We start from the raw sequence: 19428 nt of genomic DNA on the forward strand, positions 1-19428 counted from the left end.
GGGCTCCTGATGGCATTCTCCGCCGCGTTCCGCCGCCTGCTCGCGCTGCCACTCGTGATCACCGCACTCGCCGCGGGCACAGCCACCGCGACAGCGAAGCCCGCCAAGGCGGGGCCCTTCCAGCGCTACGTCTCGCTCGGCGACTCCTTCGTCTCCGGGGCCTACATCCCGCACCCGCGCCCGGAATCGCGCGGCTGCCTGCGCACGACCGGCAACTACCCCACCGTGCTGGCCACCAGGCTCGGGGTCCAGGACTTCGCCGACGCCAGTTGCATCGGCGCGTTCACCCACCACATGACCACGCGGCAGGACGAGCCGTCGTGGGACATCGACAACCCGCCGCAGTTCGACCGGCTCACCCCGGACACCGACCTGGTGACGATCACCACCGGCGGCATCAACATCGGCTTCATGCAGCTGGCGATCGACTGCGCGCTGGCCAGCTTCGGCGAGCCGCTCGGCACGCCGTGCAAGAAGAAGCACACCGTCGACGGCGTCGAGCAGATCGCCAAGCGCATCGAGGCCGCGGCGCCCAAGGTCAACGACGTGCTCGCGGAGCTGAAGCGGCGCGCCCCCAAGGCGAAGGTGGTCATGGTCGGCTACCCCCGCCTGGTGCCCGCGTCCATCGGCTGCTTCCCGACCGTGCCGATCGCCTTCGGCGACGTGGAGTACCTGGACGGGCTCCAGCGGAAGCTGAACAGCACGCTCGCCGCGCAGGCCGCCGCCAACGGTGTGCCCTTCGTGGACGTCTACAAGGCCAGCGAAGGCCGCGACGCCTGCCAGGCGCCCAACGTCCGGTGGATCGAGGGCGTCATCCCCAGCTCGCCCACCGCACCGGCGCACCCGAACGCGGCGGGCATGAAGGCCGTCGCGGACCTGGTGCACAAGGCGGTCCTGGCCAAGACCAAGGACTGAGGGCTCACGTCGCGCAGCTCTTCGGCAGGTCGGTCCCCCGGGCCTCGCCGAGGAGCCCGCACAGGGTGGCGACGGCGCGCTCCGGGCGCACGTCCCACACGATGACCTCGCCGCTCCCGCTCCCGCTTGCCAACTCCGCGCCGTCCGGGCGCCACGCGAGCGCCCTGACGCCGTGCCGGTGACCGCGCAGCCTGGCGATGACGCGGCCGCTCGCCACCTCCGAGATCAGGACCTCGCCCTGGAGGTGCCCCGTCGCGATGAACCGGCCGTCCGGGGAGTACGCGAGGCCGTCGACCAAGCTCTCATCGGTGACCACGCGTCCGCGGGAAGCACCCGTGGTGACGTCCCACAGGGTCACCACGTTGTGCTCGACGCGGGCCAGCGCGGTGCCGTCCGGGGAGAACCAGAGCCGCCCGCTGACCTCCTTGGCGTGGCCGGGCAGCCGCCTCGGCGCGGGCACACCGTCCACATTGGACACCATGAGTCCTTCCTCGCCGCCCCACGCGAGGAGCCCGCCGTCCGGGCTCAGCGCGATGTTGTTGGCGACGCCGGGGATGGTCGTGATCAGGCGCCGGTCACGGAGGTCCCACACGGAGACCGAACCGTCGTGCGTGGCGGCGAGCCTGCTGCCGTCCGCGCTGATCCGCGTGGTGTGCAGGCCGGAGGTCGTCGGAACCGGCAGTGCGCCGACCTCTCGCCCGGTCACCGGGTCGAGCAGCAAGATCCTGTGCAGGTCGGGTACGGCGACCACCCGCAGATCCGGGCTGAGCTGCGGCTGCACGTTCATGACGAATATCCGGGTGCCCCCCTGCGTCAGCCTTTCCAGCCGTGGCGACACGGCCAGATCGACACGCCGCGGCTCGGCCCTCGCTCCCGGGGACGAGGTGAGCAGCTGCTCGCCGCCGACGGAGAGCACGCTGCCGTCAGCGCCGAACCTGAGCGAGGACTCGCCGAGCAGGTCCTGCCCGAGCATCGGCAGCCGGTCGGCGCGGAGGAAGACCACCGAGTCGGTGGTGGCGACGCCGATGACGCCCCCCGGCCCGGAGAAGATCTCCCATGCCGCCCTGCCGGGCGGAAGCGGCATCCTGATCAGTTCCCGCATGTCGTCGGCGCGCCACAGGATGACGCTGCCGTCGTCACCGTTGGTGGCCAGCATCGCGCTCCCGGAGAAGGAGGCCACGCGGCCGACCCCGCCGCGCACGAGCGAGGAAGCCGTCCGGACTTGTCCACTGTGGACATCCCAGTGCAGCAGGTTCTCCTTGGCGCCCAGTGCGACGCCCCGGCCGTCCTCGGTGGGCGCGATGGCGAGCAGCGGTCCCTTGCCCGGGTTGACCTCGGCGAGCTTGGCGCCGGTGCGGGCGTCCCACTTCGCCGCGCGCCCGGTTCCGTCCGCAGTGAACAGCGCCCGGCCGTCGCTGGAGAACGCCACGTCGAGGTGCTGGGCTTCGACACCGGGCAGCAGCTCATAGAGCCGCTGGAGTCCCTCTGTGCGCCACACCGAGATCCCGGGCGCGTTGTTGTTCGTGATGACCATCAGGTCACCGCCGGGACTGAGGAGCAGGGGCAGTCCCGCGGCGGGTCCGGGAACGTTCACCACGAGCGCCCCGCTGTCCACGAGCCAGGTGACGATCCTTCCCGCGGCATCAGCGGCGGTGACGCGCGTGCCGTCGCGGCTGAAGGTGACCGCGCGCGTGTTCAGGATGAAGTCCGGCGGCCTCAAGGTGTGCCGCTTCGTCATGGTCCTCGTGTCCCACACCGTCACTCCGCCACCACCGGCCATGGCGAAGAGCGCGCCGTCCGGGCTGAATTCCCCTGCCAGCCGGGTCCCGGGCTCGCGGGGGATCAGGCCGTGGTTGGACTGGTACGAGGCGAGGCTGAGCAGGATGCTGCGAGCCTCCTCGGTCCTGGCCGCGGCGTGCGCGTCCAGGGCCAGGCGCATCGCCGCGCGCGGATCGCGCGGTGCCACCTCCTTCGCCTCGGCGGCGAGCTGGCGGGACAACGCGAGCTGTTGCAGGTCGATCGCGTCCTGCCGCTGTTTGAGCACGATCATCCCGGCGACCACGGCCACCACCAGGGCGGCGGCGAGCCCGGCGACCAGCCTGCGGAGCTGACGCGTCCTGCGGGCTTCGAGACCGAGCGCGGCCTGCTCGGCGGCGACGGAGGCGTCGAGGAAGTCCTTCTCCCGCGTGGCGAGGACGACCTTGTCCCCCGCCGCCCACTCGCGGGCGACGGCCAGCCTGGTGCCGCGGTAGAGCACACCGGCGTCGCGGCCCAGCTCGTCCCAGTCGGCCGCGGCGACGGCGAGCCGCTGGTGCACGCGGTGCCCCTCGCGGTCCTCGGCGATCCAGTCGGTCAGGCGGGGCCATGAGCTGATCAACGCCTCGTGCGCGATCTCGACGGTGCCTTCGTCGACGGTGAGCAACCGCGCGGTGGCGAACGCGTCGAGGACGCCCGCGTTGAGCGGGTTCTCGCGATCCAGCTCCGCGCTGGCCACCCGCCTGCGCACGATCCCCTCGCCCGCGTCGACGAGCCGGAGGAACAGCGCGCGGGCCGTGATCGCCTCTTCCTCGCTCAGCCGCGCGTAGACCGCTTCCGCGGTGCGCACGACGGCGTCGTGGATACCGCCGGCCATCTCGTAGCCGTTGAGGGTGAGCACGAACCCCCTGCGCCTGCGCCAGGTCTCCAGGAGGGCGTGCGAGACCAGCGGCAGTCCGCCCCGCTCGTTCGCCGCCTCCGCGACCAGGGTGGCCAGCAGCGCGGCCTCCACGGTGCAGCCCGCGCGCGCCGCGGGCTCGGTGATCGCGCTGCGCAGTTCGGCGACGGTCATCGGGCCGACCAGGACGTGCCGGTCGCGCATCGCCTCGACCAGCCCGGGGTGCCGGGAGCAGTGCCCGAGGAAGTCCGCGCGCACGCCCAGCACCACCCGCAGCCGCTTGGTCTGGCGTGCCGCGAGCACGGCGGCGAGGAAGACCGCGCGCTCCTCTTCACCGACCTCGTCCGCGAAGGTCTCCTCGAACTGGTCGACGACCACCAGCAGCGAGACGTCGGCCAGCTCGACGAGCCTGGGCAGCGCGGTCGGGTCCTCGCTCAGCGCCGCGCGCGCGTCCACGTCGCCGGGCACGTCGCCGACGGCGTCGGCCAGCCGCTCGGTCCACGTGGTGAGCGGCCTGGCCCCGGGCGCGAGGACGACCGTGCGCCAGTCCGCGCGCCCGGCCAACCCCTCGGTGGCGACGCGGTGCGCGACCCCGGCTCGCAGCAGTGAGGACTTCCCGGCCCCGGACGCGCCGGCCACCACCAGGAACCGGTCCCGGCTCAGGCGGTCCACCAGGTCCGTGACCAGCCCCTCCCGGCCAAAAAACAACTCAGCGTCTTGTTCGCGGAACGCGGCGAGGCCCCGGTACGGCGAGTCCTGGCCCGGCTGCACGGCGTCGCCGAGCAGCTCCGCCTCGGCCTCGCGCCAGCGCTGTTCCCACTCCGCCCGGTCGCCGCCGCAGGCCCCGGCGTAGGCGAGCGCCACCGCGAGGCTGGGCAGCCGCCGCCCGCCCGCGGCCTCGGACAGCGTCGTGACCGAGTAGTGAGCGCGTTTCGCCAGCTGCCGATATCCGGGGCTGCCCGCGCTTTCCCGCAATTCGCGGAGAGCGGCGGCGAAGCGGGCGGCGGCGCCGTCGTCCGCGGTGAGTGGGCGCTCGGGTCGGGGCACTCGTACAGCCTCCTGACCGGGACCGATGTTGTCCACTGTTGTTTGTCCAGCTTACCGGCGCCGAGCCGGACAACGCTCGACGACCTAGACCGGAAAGGAGCCCGATCGGGGCGGAAAACCAGGAGTGAATTCGTGACAATTTCTTCAATCGCGCCCGGCGGCACGGTCGTGCCCGGAAAGCACCCAGGTGCGGGGAGCCGTGAGCGCCGGTGGAATGCGGCGATCGTCGTCGGCGCCGTCGCGGTCATCGCGGTCGCCGGGTTCAGCAGGCGCTGGATCGCCGACGACGGGCTGATCTACACCCGCGCGGTCGAGCAGATCCTGGCCGGCAACGGGCCGGTCTTCAACGCCGGTGAACGCGCCGAGACCTCGACCGGGACGCTGTGGCAGTGGCTGCTCGCGCTCGCCGGGCTGCTCGGCGCCGCGAGCCACCTGCCGACCGCCGCCGTGTACCTGGGGCTGGCGCTGACCTCGGCCGCGGTCGCGTTCGGCGTAGTCGGGGCGCAGCGGCTGCGCGGTTCCTGGACGGTGCCCGCCGGCGTCGTCGTGGTCCTGGTCACGCCGCCGATGTGGGACTTCGCCACCTCCGGACTGGAAACCGGGCTCGCCTTCGCCTGGATCGCGGGCGGCTGGTGGCTGCTCGTGCGCTCCCGGGACGGCCACGGCGGCCTGTTCTGGCTCGCGGCCGTGCTCGGGCTCGGCCCGCTGGTGCGGCCGGACCTGGCGCTGGTGTCGATCGTGTTCCTGATCGCGCTGTGGTTGCTGCACCGCCCCCGAGCAGCCACGACGTTCGGCCTGCTGGCCGCGGCCGGTGCGCTGCCCGTGGCTTACCAGGTCTTCCGGATGGGCTACTACGGCGTCCTGGTCCCGCTGCCCGCGATCAGCAAGGAGGCGGGGACCTCGTACTGGTCCCGCGGCCTGCTCTACTTCGCCGACCTCCTCGCCACCTACTGGCTCTGGCTGCCGGTCGGCGTCGTGCTCTTCCTCGGCCTGCGGCAGCGCCTGACCAGGGCGGATCGCATCCTCGTGCTCGCTCCGGTGATCGCGGGCGCGCTGTCGTGGCTCTACGTCGTCAAGATCGGCGGCGACTTCATGCACGGCCGCATGCTGCTGCCCGGCCTGCTGCTGGTCATGCTGCCGTTCTTCTGCCTGCCGAAGCCGGCAACGCGCCCGTCGCGTGCGGCGTTGAGCCTGGTCCTGGCGGCGACAGCGATCTTCTGCGTGCTCGATCCGCGACCGGGGTACTCGCCGGGGCCCGGCGCCCTGGGCGTCGCGGACGAGCGGGCGTTCTACGCCACCAAGCTCGGGGTGACCCATCCCGACAGCGCCGCGCCGTACCTCGCGCAGGCGCACGCCGACGCGGAGCTGATCGCGACCGCGAACCGCGAACTGGTGGTGATCGGCACCGACCTGACCTACCCGCTGGCCGCCGAACGGCCCAACCGCGTCGGGGTCGTCTGGTCGGTCCTCGGTACCGCCGGAGCGACCACGCCGCTGGGCGAACCGGTGATCGACCCGCTCGGGCTGTCCTACCCGCTGGCCGCCCACCTCGAACCGCAGCAGCGGCGGCGCGCGGGCCACGAGAAGGTGCTGCCGCACACGTGGATCACCGCGGACTACGGCGCGCCGACGGAGCAGAACGCGGCTGCCCGGCGGGCGCTGGCGTGCGGCGAGCTGGCCGAGCTCCAGGAGTCGGTCCGCGCCCCGCTCACCTGGGGACGATTCGTGGACAACTTCCTGGGCGCCTTCGCGCGGACTTCCTTGCGCATACCCGAGAATCCGGTCGAGGCGGAGCACCGCTTCTGCCGCTGACACCTCGGAATTTCGCATTTCGCGTATGTTCGGGGCCACCCGAACTTTGCTGCCAGAGGGACCCCGGCGCAGCTGGACAACGGGTGCGGCTCTATAAATGGGGGGCGCCCCGAACAGGGTGGCGGCACGGCATGGAGTGGAATACGTGACAGTTACCCCGTCCGGCGATATCGGAAATTCAAAAGGAACCTTCGGCGTCGCTACGTCCTATAACGAAACGACTACGGAGAGTTCTTCCCGGCGCTGGAATACCGGGGTCGTGGTGACCGCCGTCGCGGTGATCCTGGCCGCCGGATACGCCAGGCGCTGGATTTCCGATGACGGCCTGATCTACGTGCGTGCCGTCGAGCAGATCCTGGCGGGCAACGGACCGGTCTTCAACGCGGGCGAGCGGGCCGAGAGCTCCACCGGAACCCTCTGGCAGTGGTTACTCACCGTGGTCGGTTTCGTGCTGCCGGACAGCCTGCCGGAGCTCGCCGTCTACCTCGGTCTCGCCCTCACCGGTGCGGCGGTCGCGTTCGGCGTGACGGGGTCGCAGCGGCTGCACGGCGGCGCCCCGCTCCCGGCCGGGGTGGTGATCCTGCTCGCGCTGTCGCCGATGTGGGACTTCGCCACCTCCGGCCTGGAGACCGGGCTCGCCTTCGCCTGGATCGCGGGCGCCTGGTGGCTGCTGGTCAACTCTCGGGACAGCTCGAAGGAGAGCCACCTCGGGCTGGCGTTCGTGTTCGGCCTCGGCCCGCTGGTGCGGCCGGACCTGGCGCTGGTGTCGATCGTGTTCCTCATGGCGCTGTGGCTGCTGCACCGCCCGGCCCACCGGACCACGGTCCGGCTGCTCGCCGTCGCGGGCGCGCTGCCGGTCGCCTACCAGGTCTTCCGGATGGGTTACTACGGCGTCCTGGTGCCGCTGCCCGCGATCAGCAAGGAGGCCTCCGACTCGCACTGGCTGCGCGGCCTGGCCTACTTCTTCGACCTGTTCCTGGTCTACGGGCTGCTGATCCCGGTCGGCATCGTGCTCTGGGTCGGCCTGCGCCGGCGGCTGACCAGGAGCGATCGCATCCTGGTGCTGGCGCCGGTGATCGCGGGCGCGCTCTCGGTGCTCTACGTCGTCAAGGTCGGCGGCGACTTCATGCACGGCCGCATGCTCCTGCCCGGTCTGCTCCTGGTCCTGCTGCCGTTCTTCTGCCTGCCGCGGGCGTCCAGCCGGACGGTGCGGAAGTGGGCGGGCACGGGGCTGGCCGCATGGGCGGTGCTGGCCGCGCTGGTGCTGCGCACGCCGTACACCCCGGCACTCAGCCCGACCGGCATCGCGGACGAACGCTACTTCTACCGGGGCCTGACCGGGGTCGACAACCCGGTCTCCAAGGAGGACTTCGTCAACGCCGAGTGGGTGAAGCAGGGCTGGGTCGAGTCGGCTCAGCGGGAGCTGGTGTTCGCGACGAACAAGCCCGCGATGAACGTTCCCAGGATGGAGCCGCTGGGCCCGAACCGGCCGCACCGGGTCGGGATGGTCTGGCAGATGCTCGGCTCCGCGGGCGCGGTCACCCCGCTGGACCAGCTCGCCATCGACCCGATCGGACTGTCCTACCCGCTGGCCGCGCACCTGGAGCTGACCGACCGGAACGGCCGGGTCGGCCACGAGAAGATGCTGCCGCGGGTGTGGATCTCCGCCGACTACGGCATGCCCACCAAGGAGAACGAGGCGGCACGGCGGGCGCTGTCCTGCGGTGACCTCGCCGAGCTCCAGGAGTCCGTGCGCGCCCCGATGACCTGGGAGCGGTTCGTGGCCAACTTCTTCGGCTCCTTCAGCAGGACCACGTTGCGCGTGCCCGTCGACCCGGTGGCCGCGGAACGCCTGTTCTGCGGCTGAGCACGTATACCCTCGGGGGTATGCGCCGGGCACCTACGAGCACGCTCCTGCGGGGAGTGCTGCTCGGGCTGCTCGTGGCCGGGGTCAGCATCGGCGTGCTCGCGATGCACCAGGTCCCGCACACGGTTTCCCTTGCGCAGCAACATCATTGCGCGCCGCACGGGGATGCGCCCGGTCCCGCCGACCCGGTGACGCACATGTGCGCCGGGGTGATCGTGGTGGTCGCCGGGCTCGGGGCGCTCGCCCTGGTCGCGCTCGTCCGGCGGGAGCCCGTCGTGCTCCCCCGCCCTTCGCTGCTGCGGTGGCACCGCCGCCTGTCCGGGCGCGCGCCACCGGTTCGGCTGAAGCTCGCGGAGTTGTGCGTACTTCGGTTGTGATCGGTTAGCCGGAGTGCGTGTTGTCGGCACGCCCCGGACCTGGCTCACCGTCACGACTCCTCGAAGAGAGAACCGATGAAGCTCAGGATTCTCGTGGCCGCACTGGCCGCGTTCACCCTCGCCGCCTGCGGTCAGGGTCAGCCCAACAACCAGGCGGACGTGGACTTCGCCTCCGGCATGGCGCCGCACCACCGGCAGGCCGTTGAGATGGCCGACCTGGTCCCCGACCGCACCGACAACCCGCGGCTGCGTTCGCTCGGCGAGCGGGTCCGCGCGGCGCAGCAGCCGGAGATCGACGCGCTGACCGGCTGGCTGAAGCGTTGGGGCGCAAAGGAGTCAGCGGACCACTCCGGTCACGCCGGACACGGCATGGCCGGGATGATGACGCCGCAGCAGATGACCGAACTCAAGGCGGCCAAGGGCGTCGGCTTCGACAAGATGTGGCTGCGGATGATGATCGAGCACCACAAGGGCGCGCTGGAGATGGCGCGGACGGAGCTGGCCAAGGGCGCTGACCCGGAGGCGAAGAAGCTCGCCCAGTCGATCACCGACTCGCAGCAGAAGGAGATCGACGAGATGACCGCGCTGCTCGCGGAGCGCTGAGCCGGTACGAGCGCCGCAGCGGGTGGCGACCGGCCACCGCTTCTGCTGACCCAGCGGAGTTCGCCGGTCTTCAAGTACACCCAACCCGCGCTCCAGCGGTCGCAAACAGCCACAAACCCTCGGCGCTGCGCGGGGTTGGGGGCGGTTAGAGACCGCTGTGGCAGGGGTTGGGGGTACTTGAAGACGCCCCTACTCGCGTGCTGTGTCCAATGTGGACTGTGGTGCGGGGTTCAGGTGGCGAAGGGGACCGCGTCCGGTTCGCAGGTGGTGCCGGGCTTGGGCAGCTGGCTTGCAGACCGTGCCCTTCAAAACTCCAGCACTCCGCCCACCAAGTAAACTCAGCCCATGCCCCACACCCGCCCGCACACCCCAACCCCCGCGGGCGCCGTCTAGAGAACCCCGTTTCGTACTCATAACGGGAAAAAGAGCGCTCCAAAAACCCGTTTTGAGTACGAAACGGGATTTTGGGCTGCCCAGGTGATGTTTTGGGGGAGGGGACGAAGGGGTGGGCGGACGGGGGTTGGGGATCGCTTGCGGGGCGCGGCGGGTTAGTGGACCCAGTTGTCGAGGATCTTCTTGCGTAGGTCGGCCGGGTAGTTGGCCTCGAACGCGGTGCTGCGCGGGCGTTCGGAGCCCTGGGGCAGCAACGAGTCGAAGGCGAGCAGCGGCGCGAGGTAGGTCTCCTGCTCCTCCTTGCCGTAGCAGACCATCAGCGTGTTGAACGACCGCTGTGGGATCACCACCTGGTCCTTCACCGGGTGCGTCCTGGTGGCGAAGCCCCACATCAGGTCCCGGTGGTCGGTCACGTCCAGGTCGTCGTCGAGCACCATCACCTGCGAGAGCCAGATGACGACGCGGGTGTCACAGATGATCTCCGCGATGCGCTTGGTGAGCTCGCGCGAGGACGTGATCCCGGTGCGCTTGGGCCAGTCCTGCGGCACGGTCACCGCGAGCACGTGCAGCGCGCTCTCCGGCACCATCCACGCGTTCGTCGCCGGAATCCCGTTCTTGCGCAAGGCGTTCAGGATGATCGCCGACGCGGGCACGCCCACCGCGGTGTGGTCCTCGTCGACCGCCTTGCCCGCGGTCACCACCGGCAGGATCGCGTTGTCCCGGTGGGTGATCGCGGTGACCGTGCAGGTCGGCATCTGCCGCACGTGCACGCTCATGTAGCCGGGCGCCTCGCCCATCGGGCCCTCGGGAACGGTCTTCTCAAAGTCGATGTGCCCCTCGATGACGATCTCCGCCGTCGCGGGCACCCGCAGGTCGACGGTCTTGCAGCGCACCAGTTCCACGGGCTTGCCGTAGTAGCCGCCGAGGAAGGACGCCTCGCTCACCCCGTCCGGCAACGACATCGCCGAGGCGAACGGGATGCCCGGTTCCGCGCCCTGCACCAGGGCGAACGGCGCCTGCTTGCCCTGCTCGGCCCACTGGGCCGCGATCACGCCGAGGTGCTGGAAGAACGGGATGACCAGGGGCGAGAACCGCTTGCCGTCCACCAGCATCGCGCGGCTGATCGACCAGTTGACCCACTTGCCGTCCGGGGTACCGACGACGAAGGTGCCCCAGGTGTTCAGGTACGGGCCGCCGTCGCCGTTGTGCAGCAACGGAACCGGGATCTTGGTGAGGTCGGCGTCCTTGCCGAGCAGCACGTTCTGCTGACAAGGTCCACTGTGGACTGTGACCGGCTCGATCGGCTTGAGGTCGTGCGCCCTGGTCAGCGCCTCCACCATGGCCAGCGGGTGGGTGTCCGGCCGGAACCCCAGCGAGAGCGCCACGCGGGCGTAGCGCGCCTTGGGCAGCGAGCTGAGCGCGGCGGGCGCCCCGAGGACCCGGAAACCCTTGCGGTGCCCCTTGATCCGGTTGAACAGCACGGCGGGACCGTTGATCTCGGTGGTGCGCCGGGTGATCGCGCCGATCTCGAGGTGGGTGTCCACCTCGCGCTCGATCTCCCGGAGGTCCCCGAGCGCCTTCAGTGCGTCCAGGTACTCGCGCAGGCTGCCGAGGCGCCGCTTGGCGTCGGCCACGTGCGGGTCCCACTTCGGCGGCGCCGCTGCCGCGCTCTGCGCGGTGATCCCGGCCAGGCTCGCGCCGACCGAACCCGCGGCGAGCAGGCCACCGCGCCAGAGGAGCCCTCTGCGCGAGATCCCATTGGGAGACATGCCCTCACTCCTTGTACGGGTAGCCGTTGGTGACCAGCCGCTGCGCCTTCGCGTCGGCCGTCCCGGTCCACCGCGCCGCGTTGGGAACTTCAAGACCGAACTGGTCCAGAATCCGGGCCACGGTGTGGTCGATGACGTCGTTGAGGCTGTGCGGGGCGTTGTAGAAGGCGGGAACCGGCGGGAACACCGTCGCACCCGCCTGGGTCACGCCGAGCATGTTCTCGAGGTGGATCGTGCTCAGCGGGGTTTCGCGGACCACCAGCACCAGTCGGCGGCGCTCCTTGAGCACCACGTCGGCGGCACGGCTGATCAACCCGTCGCCGGTGCCGTGCCGGATGGTGGCCAGGGTCTTGGTGGTGCAGGGGACCACGACCATCCCGTCGGTGCGGAACGAGCCGCTGGAGATCGGCGCCGCCTGGTCGTCGGCGGAGTACACGGCGGTGGCCAGTGCGCGCACCTCGCGCACGGAGTGGGCGGTCTCCAGCTCGATCGTGGCCCGCGCCCACTTGCTCAGCACCAGGTGCGTCTCGACACCCAACTCTCGCAGCGCGAGCAGCACCCGGATGCCCAACTCGGCACCGGTCGCTCCGGTCATCCCCACTACCAGGCGCATCGCGGCCTCCACGCTTTTTATAATGCGACTGCATTGTATAGACGCCGGGAAGTTTTCGGAAGGGGTTCGGGCGGCGCATATACTTCGCCGCGTCATGCGCAGCGAACTCCTGGAACACCTGCGGTGTCCGCATTGCGGAGCGCCACTCGCGGCGGCTGGGAACACCGTTTCCTGCGCTGGCGGCCACAGCTTCGACATCGCCAGGCAGGGCTACCTGAGCCTGCTCGCCGGGGGTCACTCCTACCGCGTCGACACGGCCGAGATGGTCGCCGCGCGGGACGCCTTCCTCGGCGCGGGCCACTACGCCCCGATCTCCGACGCGCTGGCCAGGGCCGCACGGGCACCGCTGCCGCCGGGCTGCGTGCTCGACGTCGGCGGCGGCACCGGCCACTACCTCCGCGCGGTGCTCGAAACCCTGCCGGACCGCGACGGCATCGTGCTCGACCTGTCCAAGTTCGCGGCGCGGCGCGCGGCCAAGGCCCATCCCCGGATCGGCGCCGTGGTCGCCGACGCGTGGCGCGAGCTCCCGGTCAACGACGGCGCGGCGGCCTTGGTGCTCAACGTCTTCGCCCCGCGCAACGGACCCGAACTGCGCAGGGTCCTGCACCCCGACGGCGAGCTGCTGGTGGTCACCCCCACTCCGGCGCACCTCGGCTCGCTGGTGCGGGAGCTGGGCCTGCTCACCGTGGACGACCGCAAGGACGAGCGGCTGCACCAGGCGCTCGACCCGCACTTCACCCTGCTCGGCCGGGAGTCCGTCGAGTACTCCCTCGCGCCGGGCCGCGACGCGCTCGCCCAGCTCGTGGGGATGGGGCCGAGCGCGTGGTCCACCAGGACGATCACCCTCCCCGAGGACTTCAAGACCACCGTGTCGGTGTCGCTGACCCGCTACCGCCCGAAGTGAAGGATCTCCATGCTGTCCATTCCTCAGAAAATCGCCGAAGAGCTCGGGGTTCGCGAGCGCCAGGTGGTCGCGGCGGTCGAGCTGCTCGACGGCGGCTCGACCGTGCCGTTCATCGCCCGGTACCGCAAGGAGGTCACCGGGGAGCTCGACGACGCGCAGCTGCGCACGCTGGACGAACGCCTCGGCTACCTGCGGGAGCTGGAGGAGCGGCGCAAAGCCGTGCTGGAGTCGATCGACTCGCAGGGCAAGCTCGACGACGCGCTGCGCGCGCAGATCCTGGCCGCGGAGTCCAAGGCCCGCCTCGAGGACATCTACCTCCCGTACAAGCCGAAGCGGCGCACCAAGGCGCAGATCGCGCGCGAGGCCGGGCTGGAACCGCTGGCGGACGGCCTGCTGGACAACCCGGACACCGACCCCAAGGCCGCGGCGGCGGTCTTCGTTGACGCGGACAAGGGCGTCGCCGACGTGCAGGCGGCGCTGGACGGGGCGCGCGCGATCCTGATCGAGCGCTTCGGCGAGGACGCCGACCTGATCGGTGATCTGCGCGAAACCGTGTGGTCGCGCGGCCGTCTCACCTCGAAGGTGCGCGAGGGCAAGGAGGAGGACGGCGCCAAGTTCTCGGACTACTTCGACTTCTCCGAGCCGCTGACGAAGCTGCCGTCACACCGGGTGCTGGCGATGCTGCGCGGGGAGAAGGAGGAGGTGCTCGACCTCATCCTGGACCCCGAGCCCGATGGCGACGCGTCGGCGATCCCGACCGGCCCGAGCGACTACGAGGTCCGCATCGCCGCGCGCTTCGGCGTCGCCGACAAGGGGCGCCCCGCCGACAAGTGGCTGAGCGACACGGTGCGCTGGGCCTGGCGGACCAAGATCCTCGTGCACCTGCGCATCGACCTGCGGCTGCGGCTGCGACAGGCCGCCGAGGACGAGGCGGTGCGCGTCTTCGCGGCCAACCTCCGTGACCTGCTGCTGGCCGCGCCCGCGGGCTCCCGCGCGACGATGGGTCTCGACCCCGGCTTCCGCACCGGGGTGAAGGTCGCCATCGTCGACGCGACCGGCAAGGCCGTGGCCACCGACGTGATCTACCCGCACGTGCCGCAGCAGCAGTGGGACCAGTCGCTGGTCAAGCTGGCGAAGCTGGCCGAGCAGCACAATGTGGACCTGGTCGCGATCGGCAACGGCACCGCCTCCAGGGAGACCGACAAGCTGGCCGGTGACCTGATCAAGCTCCGCCCCGACCTCAAGCTGACCAAGGTCGTGGTGTCGGAGGCGGGCGCGTCGGTGTACTCGGCGTCGGCCTACGCCTCCCAGGAGCTGCCCGGCATGGACGTCTCGCTGCGCGGCGCGGTCTCCATCGCGCGCCGGTTGCAGGACCCGCTTGCCGAGCTGGTCAAGATCGACCCGAAGTCCATCGGCGTCGGCCAGTACCAGCACGACCTGTCCGAGGTGAAGCTCTCCCGCTCGCTGGACGCGGTGGTCGAGGACTGCGTGAACGGCGTCGGCGTCGACGTGAACACCGCGTCCGTGCCGCTGCTGACCCGGGTCTCCGGCATCGGCGAGGGCCTCGCGGAGAACATCGTCTCGCACCGCGACGCCAACGGCCCGTTCCGCTCCCGCAAGGCGCTCAAGGACGTGGCTCGCTTGGGCCCCAAGGCTTTCGAGCAGTGCGCGGGCTTCCTCCGGATCCGCGGGGGCGACGACCCGCTCGACTCCTCCAGCGTGCACCCCGAGGCCTACCCCGTCGTGCACCGCATCCTGCAGAACACCGGCAGCGAGGTGGCTTCTCTGATCGGCAACACCCGCGTGCTGCAGAGCCTGGACCCGCGGAAGTTCGTGGACGACACGTTCGGTCTGCCCACGGTCACCGACATCATCAAGGAGCTGGACAAGCCGGGCCGCGACCCGCGTCCGGCCTTCAAGACCGCGACCTTCGCCGACGGTGTGGAGAAGCTGGCCGACCTCAAGCCGGGCATGACCCTGGAGGGCGTGGTCACCAACGTGGCGGCGTTCGGCGCGTTCGTGGACATCGGCGTGCACCAGGACGGCCTCGTGCACGTGTCGGCGATGTCGAACAACTTCGTCAAGGACCCGCACGACGTGGTCAAGTCCGGCGATATCGTCCGGGTGAAGGTCCTCGACGTGGACATCCCCCGCAAGCGCATCTCGCTGACGCTGCGCCTCGAGGACACCCCCGGGCCCGACCAGCGCGGTCAGCGCCGTGAGGCTCCGCGCGGCGGCGGCGGAGCACCCCGCCGTGGTGGCGGTGGTGGCGGCCAGCGCAACGCGTCCCCCGCCCCCGCGAGTGGCAGCGGCTCGATGGCCGACGCCCTCCGCCGCGCGGGCTTCGGCAAGTAGTTCCGTCCGCTGGGGAAGCGAACGCGCTTCCCCAGCGGCTCATTTCCCGCCGCGCTCGCGACGCTTGACCGCGTGCAGCTCGCGCAGCTGCCCCAGTTCGCCGCGCATGCGGTGGATCTCTCCCTGGAGCTGGGCGTACTCGACCGCGCCGATGCGTCGGAGCTGCTCGGCCAGGGCCGCGTTCGCCGCTTCCAGCTGAGCGATCCTCTTCGCCTTCTTGCAACCGAACATGTCTGCGCTCCCGCGATCAGGAAATCCCGTGCTGCTCCGGGAATCGCCGAGGGGCGGGCACCTCGTTAGCACAAGCACACTGTTCGTTATTCAACGAAATCTTGTCGTTCCCAAGTTACTCAGAGAGCCAGGTAGAACCGGAGCAGCCGGGTGATGCGGGCGTCCAACGGGGCACCGGAGATGAGCGAGCGGAGTTCGTCGGCGCGGGCCCCGGTCGGCGCGGTGTACAACGTCGTCAGCTCCCGCATGCAGTTGCGCAGGTCGACGCGCGCCAGCACACCCAGCTCCGGATCGTCCAGCAGGCGCAGGTCGGCCACGAGCCGCGCCAGCGTGTCCCCGGAGCGGAGCAGGCGGTGCCCCGCGAGGCGCACCGCCTTCGCCCGGCCGGGTTCGACGAGCCCGAAAAGGAACTCCTCGGCCAAGTCGTTGCCCTGCAAGGCGGTCGCGGCTGCTTTGATGACGCCCGGCGCGGGGTCGTCGAGCAACGGAACGTAGGTTTCGGTCGCCGTGTGCCCGAGCCGCCGCAACGCGCGCGCCGCCTCCACGCGCGTACGAACACGTGGTTCTTCCAAGCACGGCAACAGGATTTCCACATCCGCAGCCGTGCCAGTCTCGCCAAGACCGGCCACCGCCCAGGGGTTGGGCAGGAGGCGGCGGTAGTGGTCGGCGGGGTCGCGCTCCGCCCTCCGCAGCACGATCTGAGCGACCAGCCGCACCGCCGCGCTGCGGTCGCACAAGGCGTCCACAGCGGTGTCGACCTCGCCGAGGGTGTACACGGCCTCAGCCCGCACGGTCGCCAGGCGGCTGTTCAGGAGCACGCGGATCGATTCGACATCACCGCTCAAGCGCGCCAGCCGGGCAGCCGCCTCCGCGCAGAGACCGCGGTTGCCCTGGTCGGGGTCGCGCAACGCAGCGCCGTTCAGCGCCGCGATGTCCAGACGGCCGTCGCCGATACCCTTCTGGTACGCGGCACGGCGAATCCGATAGCTCGGATTCCCCATGGCGGCAACGAGAACTCGGTCATCAGCGAGCGCACTGTCCACAGCGGACAGAAGCCAGGCACCTGCCTGGCGGTTCTCCAGCGCGAACGCCACCGGGCCGAGCTGTGCGAAGGCCGCGACGGGATCGGCGGCCAGGCGCTCCGCACAGATCGCCTGCGCCCGCTCACGGATCTCCGGCACCCAGTCGGCCGCGCGCAGCGCGAGGACCGGCCCGGCCAGCAGACTGTCCATTGTGGACAACTCGACCATTGCCAGTTCGCGCGCGTAACCCTGGCGGCAGCACGCGGCGATGGCCAGGTCGAGTGCGGTCACCCGCTTGCCGAGCAGCCGCTCCCCGAGCATGGCGTCGACCGTCAAGTCCCGCCGCGCGGCGGCGTCGATCTCCCGCCAGAGTCGCGGATCAGCCTGGGCCAGCAAGGTTTCCGCGGTGGCGTCGGCACCAGCGTGCGCGGCGGACAGGATCGTCATCACCGCGGTCTCACCGTCGAGGCCGGTCAGCTCGAAGACGTCAGCGTGCGTCGGCCACACGATCCGACCTCGGCGCGGCCACTTCCGTACTAGTGCGCGCAGTGCTTCCATGCCGCCCCCTGGTCAACGATCGTGAACGCGGCCCTCAACCACTTCGATCCGCCGGGTGGTGTGAACCGCGTCCAGCATCCGCCGGTCGTGCGTCACCAGCAACAGAGTTCCGGTGTAGGACTCCAGCGCCGACTCCAGCTGCTCGATGGCGGCCAGGTCGAGGTGGTTCGTCGGCTCGTCGAGCACGAGCAGGTTCACCCCGCGCGCCTGGAGCAACGCCAGCCCGGCGCGCGTGCGCTCGCCCGGCGAGAGCGACACGGCGGAACGGAGGACGTGCTGGGACCGGAGGCCGAACTTCGCCAGCAGGGTACGGATGTCCGCGGGCAGCCAGTCCGGCACCTGGACGGCGAAACTGTCCAAAAGGGACTGTTCGCCGACGAAAGCCGCTCGTGCCTGGTCGATCTCACCGACCTCGACGCCCGAGCCGAGGGTGGCGTGCCCGGTGTCCAACGGGATGCGGCCGAGGAGCGCTCCGAGCAACGTGGACTTGCCGGAGCCGTTCGAGCCGGTGATCGCGACGCGGTCGGCCCAGTCGATCTGGAGGTCGACCGGACCGAGGGTGAAGCCGCCGCGCTTGACCACCGCGGAGCGCAGCGAGGCCACGACGGAGCCGGAGCGGGGCGCCGCGGCGATCTCCATGCGCAGCTCCCACTCCTTGCGCGGCTCCTCGACCACGTCGAGGCGTTCGATCATGCGCTCGGTCTGCCGAGCCTTGGAAGCCTGCTTTTCCGTTGCCTCGGAACGGAATTTGCGGCCCTGCTTGTCGTTGTCCTTGGCCTTGCGGCGCGCGTTCTTGACGCCCTTCTCCATCCAGGCCCGCTGCGCCTGCCCCCTGGCCTCCAGCGACGCCTTGGTGTCGGCGTACTCCTCGTAGTCCTCGCGGGCATGCCGCCGCGCGACCTCGCGTTCCTCCAAATAGGACGCATAACCGCCGCCGTAGACCAAAACCTGTTGCTGCGCGAGGTCGAGCTCGACCACAGAGGTCACGGTCCTGGTTAGGAACTCACGATCGTGGCTGACCAGCACTGTGCCCGCGCGGAGCCCGGTGACGAAGCGCTCCAGGCGATCGAGCCCGTCCAGGTCGAGGTCGTTGGTGGGCTCGTCGAGCAGGAAGACGTCGTAGCGGCTCAGCAGCAGCGAGGCCATGCCCGCGCGGGCCGCCTGCCCGCCGGAGAGCGAGGCCATCGGCTGGTCGAGGTTGATCGTCAGGCCGAGATCGTCGGCGACCTCCTCGGCCCGGTCTTCGAGATCCGCGCCGCCGAGGGCGAGCCAGCGCTCCAGCGCAATCGCGTAACCGTCGTCGGCCCCGGGCTCCCCGCCCGCCAGCGCCTCCGCCGCCAGGTCCATCTCCGCCTGCGCCCCGGTCACCCCGGTGCGGCGGCCGAGGAACGCGCGCACGGACTCGTCGGCCCGCCGCTCCGGCTCCTGCGGGAGGTAGCCGATGGTGCTGGTCGGCGGGCTGAGCTGGACGACGCCCCGCTCCGGCGGGATCAGCCCGCCCAGCGTCCTCAGCAGGGTGGACTTGCCCGCGCCGTTGACCCCGACCAGGCCGATCACGTCGCCGGGCGCGACGACGAGATCAAGGCCGGAAAAGAGGATCCGGTCGCCGTGACCGGCGCTGAGGTCCTTGGCGACGAGGGTGGCGCTCATGCCGAAAAGCATGGCGTGAGCGCTCAGCCCTCCGCCGCGCGGGTCCAGGTCCGGATCAGCAGCTCTACGGCGTCGACCACGACGTCGTCCTGGATCTCACCGGGGAAGAGCAGGCGCTGGATGAGCAGGCCGTCCTCCAGCGCGTGCAGGATCAGCGCCAGGAAGGCCGGATCTGCGGGCGGGTTCTTCCCGGCGAAGATCCGTTCGAGGGTGCGGGTGTGCGCGTCGCGGGCGATCGTCTCGCGCTCGGCGAGCCGCGGCCGGATCTCCTCGTTGCGCAGCGCGTAGAGCATCAGTTCGGTCCGCAAGGCGAGCCACCCGGTCAGGTTCTCGGCCCGCGCGCGGTTCCATTCGCGGACGGCCTCCCACGGGTTCTCGCTCTTCTGGAGGGCCGTGACCTCCTCCAGTTCGCGCAGCGTCCGCCGCTTCAGCAACTCGCCGACCAGCTGGTGCTTGTCCTCGAAGTTCCCGTAGAAGGCACCCCTGGTGTAGCCGGCGCGCTCGGCGATCTGCTCCACCGACGCGCCGTTCACGCCGCGTTCGGCGAACAGCTCGGCGGCGGCGTCGAGGAGCCGTTCCCGGGTCTGCGCGCGGCTCTGTTCCCTGGTCAGACGCATGTGCCGAATATACATTAGTGCATCCAAATACAGAGTTGTATC

Annotated in this window: 14 protein-coding genes; 7 read left to right on the forward strand and 7 right to left on the reverse strand. The window is 70.7% G+C overall.

Annotated features, from left to right (window positions below):
- The first annotated feature begins 9 nt into the window (after positions 1-9).
- The gene (locus NLX83_RS03480; protein WP_254233408.1) at positions 10-915 is read left to right on the forward strand and encodes an SGNH/GDSL hydrolase family protein; all 906 of its coding nucleotides are present in this window, start codon (positions 10-12) and stop codon (positions 913-915) included.
- 4 nt (positions 916-919) lie between these two features.
- Here NLX83_RS03480 and NLX83_RS41735 read toward each other — a convergent pair whose 3' ends face one another.
- Positions 920-4615, reverse strand: a complete 3696-nt coding sequence (locus NLX83_RS41735) for an nSTAND1 domain-containing NTPase (protein ID WP_254233409.1) — start codon at positions 4613-4615, stop codon at positions 920-922.
- 132 nt (positions 4616-4747) lie between these two features.
- On the opposite strand from NLX83_RS41735, the gene NLX83_RS03490 reads away from it, so the two are divergent.
- The 4 genes from NLX83_RS03490 (at position 4748) to NLX83_RS03505 (ending at position 9274) form a co-directional block, all read left to right on the forward strand.
- The gene (locus NLX83_RS03490; RefSeq protein WP_254233410.1) at positions 4748-6427 is read left to right on the forward strand and encodes a hypothetical protein; all 1680 of its coding nucleotides are present in this window, start codon (positions 4748-4750) and stop codon (positions 6425-6427) included.
- A 262-nt stretch (positions 6428-6689) separates the two neighbouring features.
- Entirely contained in the window at positions 6690-8294 is a 1605-nt protein-coding gene (locus tag NLX83_RS03495) for a hypothetical protein (RefSeq protein ID WP_254233411.1), read from the forward strand.
- 20 nt (positions 8295-8314) lie between these two features.
- Positions 8315-8671, forward strand: a complete 357-nt coding sequence (locus NLX83_RS03500; RefSeq protein ID WP_254233412.1) for a hypothetical protein — start codon at positions 8315-8317, stop codon at positions 8669-8671.
- 75 nt (positions 8672-8746) lie between these two features.
- The gene (locus NLX83_RS03505; RefSeq protein ID WP_254233413.1) at positions 8747-9274 is read left to right on the forward strand and encodes a DUF305 domain-containing protein; all 528 of its coding nucleotides are present in this window, start codon (positions 8747-8749) and stop codon (positions 9272-9274) included.
- A gap of 548 nt (positions 9275-9822) precedes the next feature.
- Here NLX83_RS03505 and NLX83_RS03510 read toward each other — a convergent pair.
- Both NLX83_RS03510 and NLX83_RS03515 read right to left on the reverse strand, forming a co-directional pair.
- Entirely contained in the window at positions 9823-11436 is a 1614-nt protein-coding gene (locus NLX83_RS03510) for a UbiD family decarboxylase (protein WP_254233414.1), read from the reverse strand.
- A 4-nt stretch (positions 11437-11440) separates the two neighbouring features.
- Positions 11441-12049: a UbiX family flavin prenyltransferase gene (locus tag NLX83_RS03515; protein WP_254233415.1), complete on the reverse strand. Its 609-nt coding sequence runs from the start codon at positions 12047-12049 to the stop codon at positions 11441-11443.
- Positions 12050-12143: 94 nt separating this feature from the next.
- Between NLX83_RS03515 and NLX83_RS03520 the strand changes: the two genes are divergently transcribed.
- Both NLX83_RS03520 and NLX83_RS03525 read left to right on the forward strand, forming a co-directional pair.
- Positions 12144-12953 (forward strand): putative RNA methyltransferase, encoded by an 810-nt coding sequence (locus tag NLX83_RS03520; RefSeq protein WP_254233416.1) that lies wholly within the window; start codon positions 12144-12146, stop codon positions 12951-12953.
- Between the two features lie 9 nt (positions 12954-12962).
- Positions 12963-15308, forward strand: coding sequence for a Tex family protein (locus NLX83_RS03525; RefSeq protein WP_254233417.1), 2346 nt, complete (start codon positions 12963-12965; stop codon positions 15306-15308).
- Between the two features lie 39 nt (positions 15309-15347).
- Here NLX83_RS03525 and NLX83_RS03530 read toward each other — a convergent pair whose 3' ends face one another.
- The 4 genes from NLX83_RS03530 to NLX83_RS03545 form a co-directional block, all read right to left on the reverse strand.
- Entirely contained in the window at positions 15348-15539 is a 192-nt protein-coding gene (locus tag NLX83_RS03530; RefSeq protein ID WP_254233418.1) for a hypothetical protein, read from the reverse strand.
- Between the two features lie 119 nt (positions 15540-15658).
- Entirely contained in the window at positions 15659-17068 is a 1410-nt protein-coding gene (locus NLX83_RS03535; protein ID WP_254233419.1) for a HEAT repeat domain-containing protein, read from the reverse strand.
- A gap of 63 nt (positions 17069-17131) precedes the next feature.
- Positions 17132-18769, reverse strand: coding sequence for an ABC-F family ATP-binding cassette domain-containing protein (locus tag NLX83_RS03540; protein WP_254233420.1), 1638 nt, complete (start codon positions 18767-18769; stop codon positions 17132-17134).
- Between the two features lie 23 nt (positions 18770-18792).
- Complete coding sequence (locus NLX83_RS03545; RefSeq protein ID WP_254233421.1) at positions 18793-19386, reverse strand: TetR/AcrR family transcriptional regulator; 594 nt, start codon at positions 19384-19386, stop codon at positions 18793-18795.
- Positions 19387-19428: the final 42 nt, after the last annotated feature.

The organism is Allokutzneria sp. A3M-2-11 16 (assembly GCF_024213555.1).
Classification (GTDB): Bacteria; Actinomycetota; Actinomycetes; order Mycobacteriales; family Pseudonocardiaceae; genus Allokutzneria.

What these genes read in the sequence shown, in the direction of transcription:
- NLX83_RS03480 (WP_254233408.1), top strand. Translation starts at nt 10, where the DNA reads ATGGCATTCTCCGCCGCGTTCCGCCGCCTGCTCGCGCTGCCACTCGTG.
- NLX83_RS03500 (WP_254233412.1), top strand. Translation starts at nt 8,315, where the DNA reads ATGCGCCGGGCACCTACGAGCACGCTCCTGCGGGGAGTGCTGCTCGGG.
- NLX83_RS03505 (WP_254233413.1), top strand. Translation starts at nt 8,747, where the DNA reads ATGAAGCTCAGGATTCTCGTGGCCGCACTGGCCGCGTTCACCCTCGCC.
- NLX83_RS03510 (WP_254233414.1), bottom strand. Translation starts at nt 11,436, where the DNA reads ATGTCTCCCAATGGGATCTCGCGCAGAGGGCTCCTCTGGCGCGGTGGC.
- NLX83_RS03515 (WP_254233415.1), bottom strand. Translation starts at nt 12,049, where the DNA reads ATGCGCCTGGTAGTGGGGATGACCGGAGCGACCGGTGCCGAGTTGGGC.
- NLX83_RS03520 (WP_254233416.1), top strand. Translation starts at nt 12,144, where the DNA reads ATGCGCAGCGAACTCCTGGAACACCTGCGGTGTCCGCATTGCGGAGCG.
- NLX83_RS03525 (WP_254233417.1), top strand. Translation starts at nt 12,963, where the DNA reads ATGCTGTCCATTCCTCAGAAAATCGCCGAAGAGCTCGGGGTTCGCGAG.
- NLX83_RS03530 (WP_254233418.1), bottom strand. Translation starts at nt 15,539, where the DNA reads ATGTTCGGTTGCAAGAAGGCGAAGAGGATCGCTCAGCTGGAAGCGGCG.
- NLX83_RS03540 (WP_254233420.1), bottom strand. Translation starts at nt 18,769, where the DNA reads ATGAGCGCCACCCTCGTCGCCAAGGACCTCAGCGCCGGTCACGGCGAC.
- NLX83_RS03545 (WP_254233421.1), bottom strand. Translation starts at nt 19,386, where the DNA reads ATGCGTCTGACCAGGGAACAGAGCCGCGCGCAGACCCGGGAACGGCTC.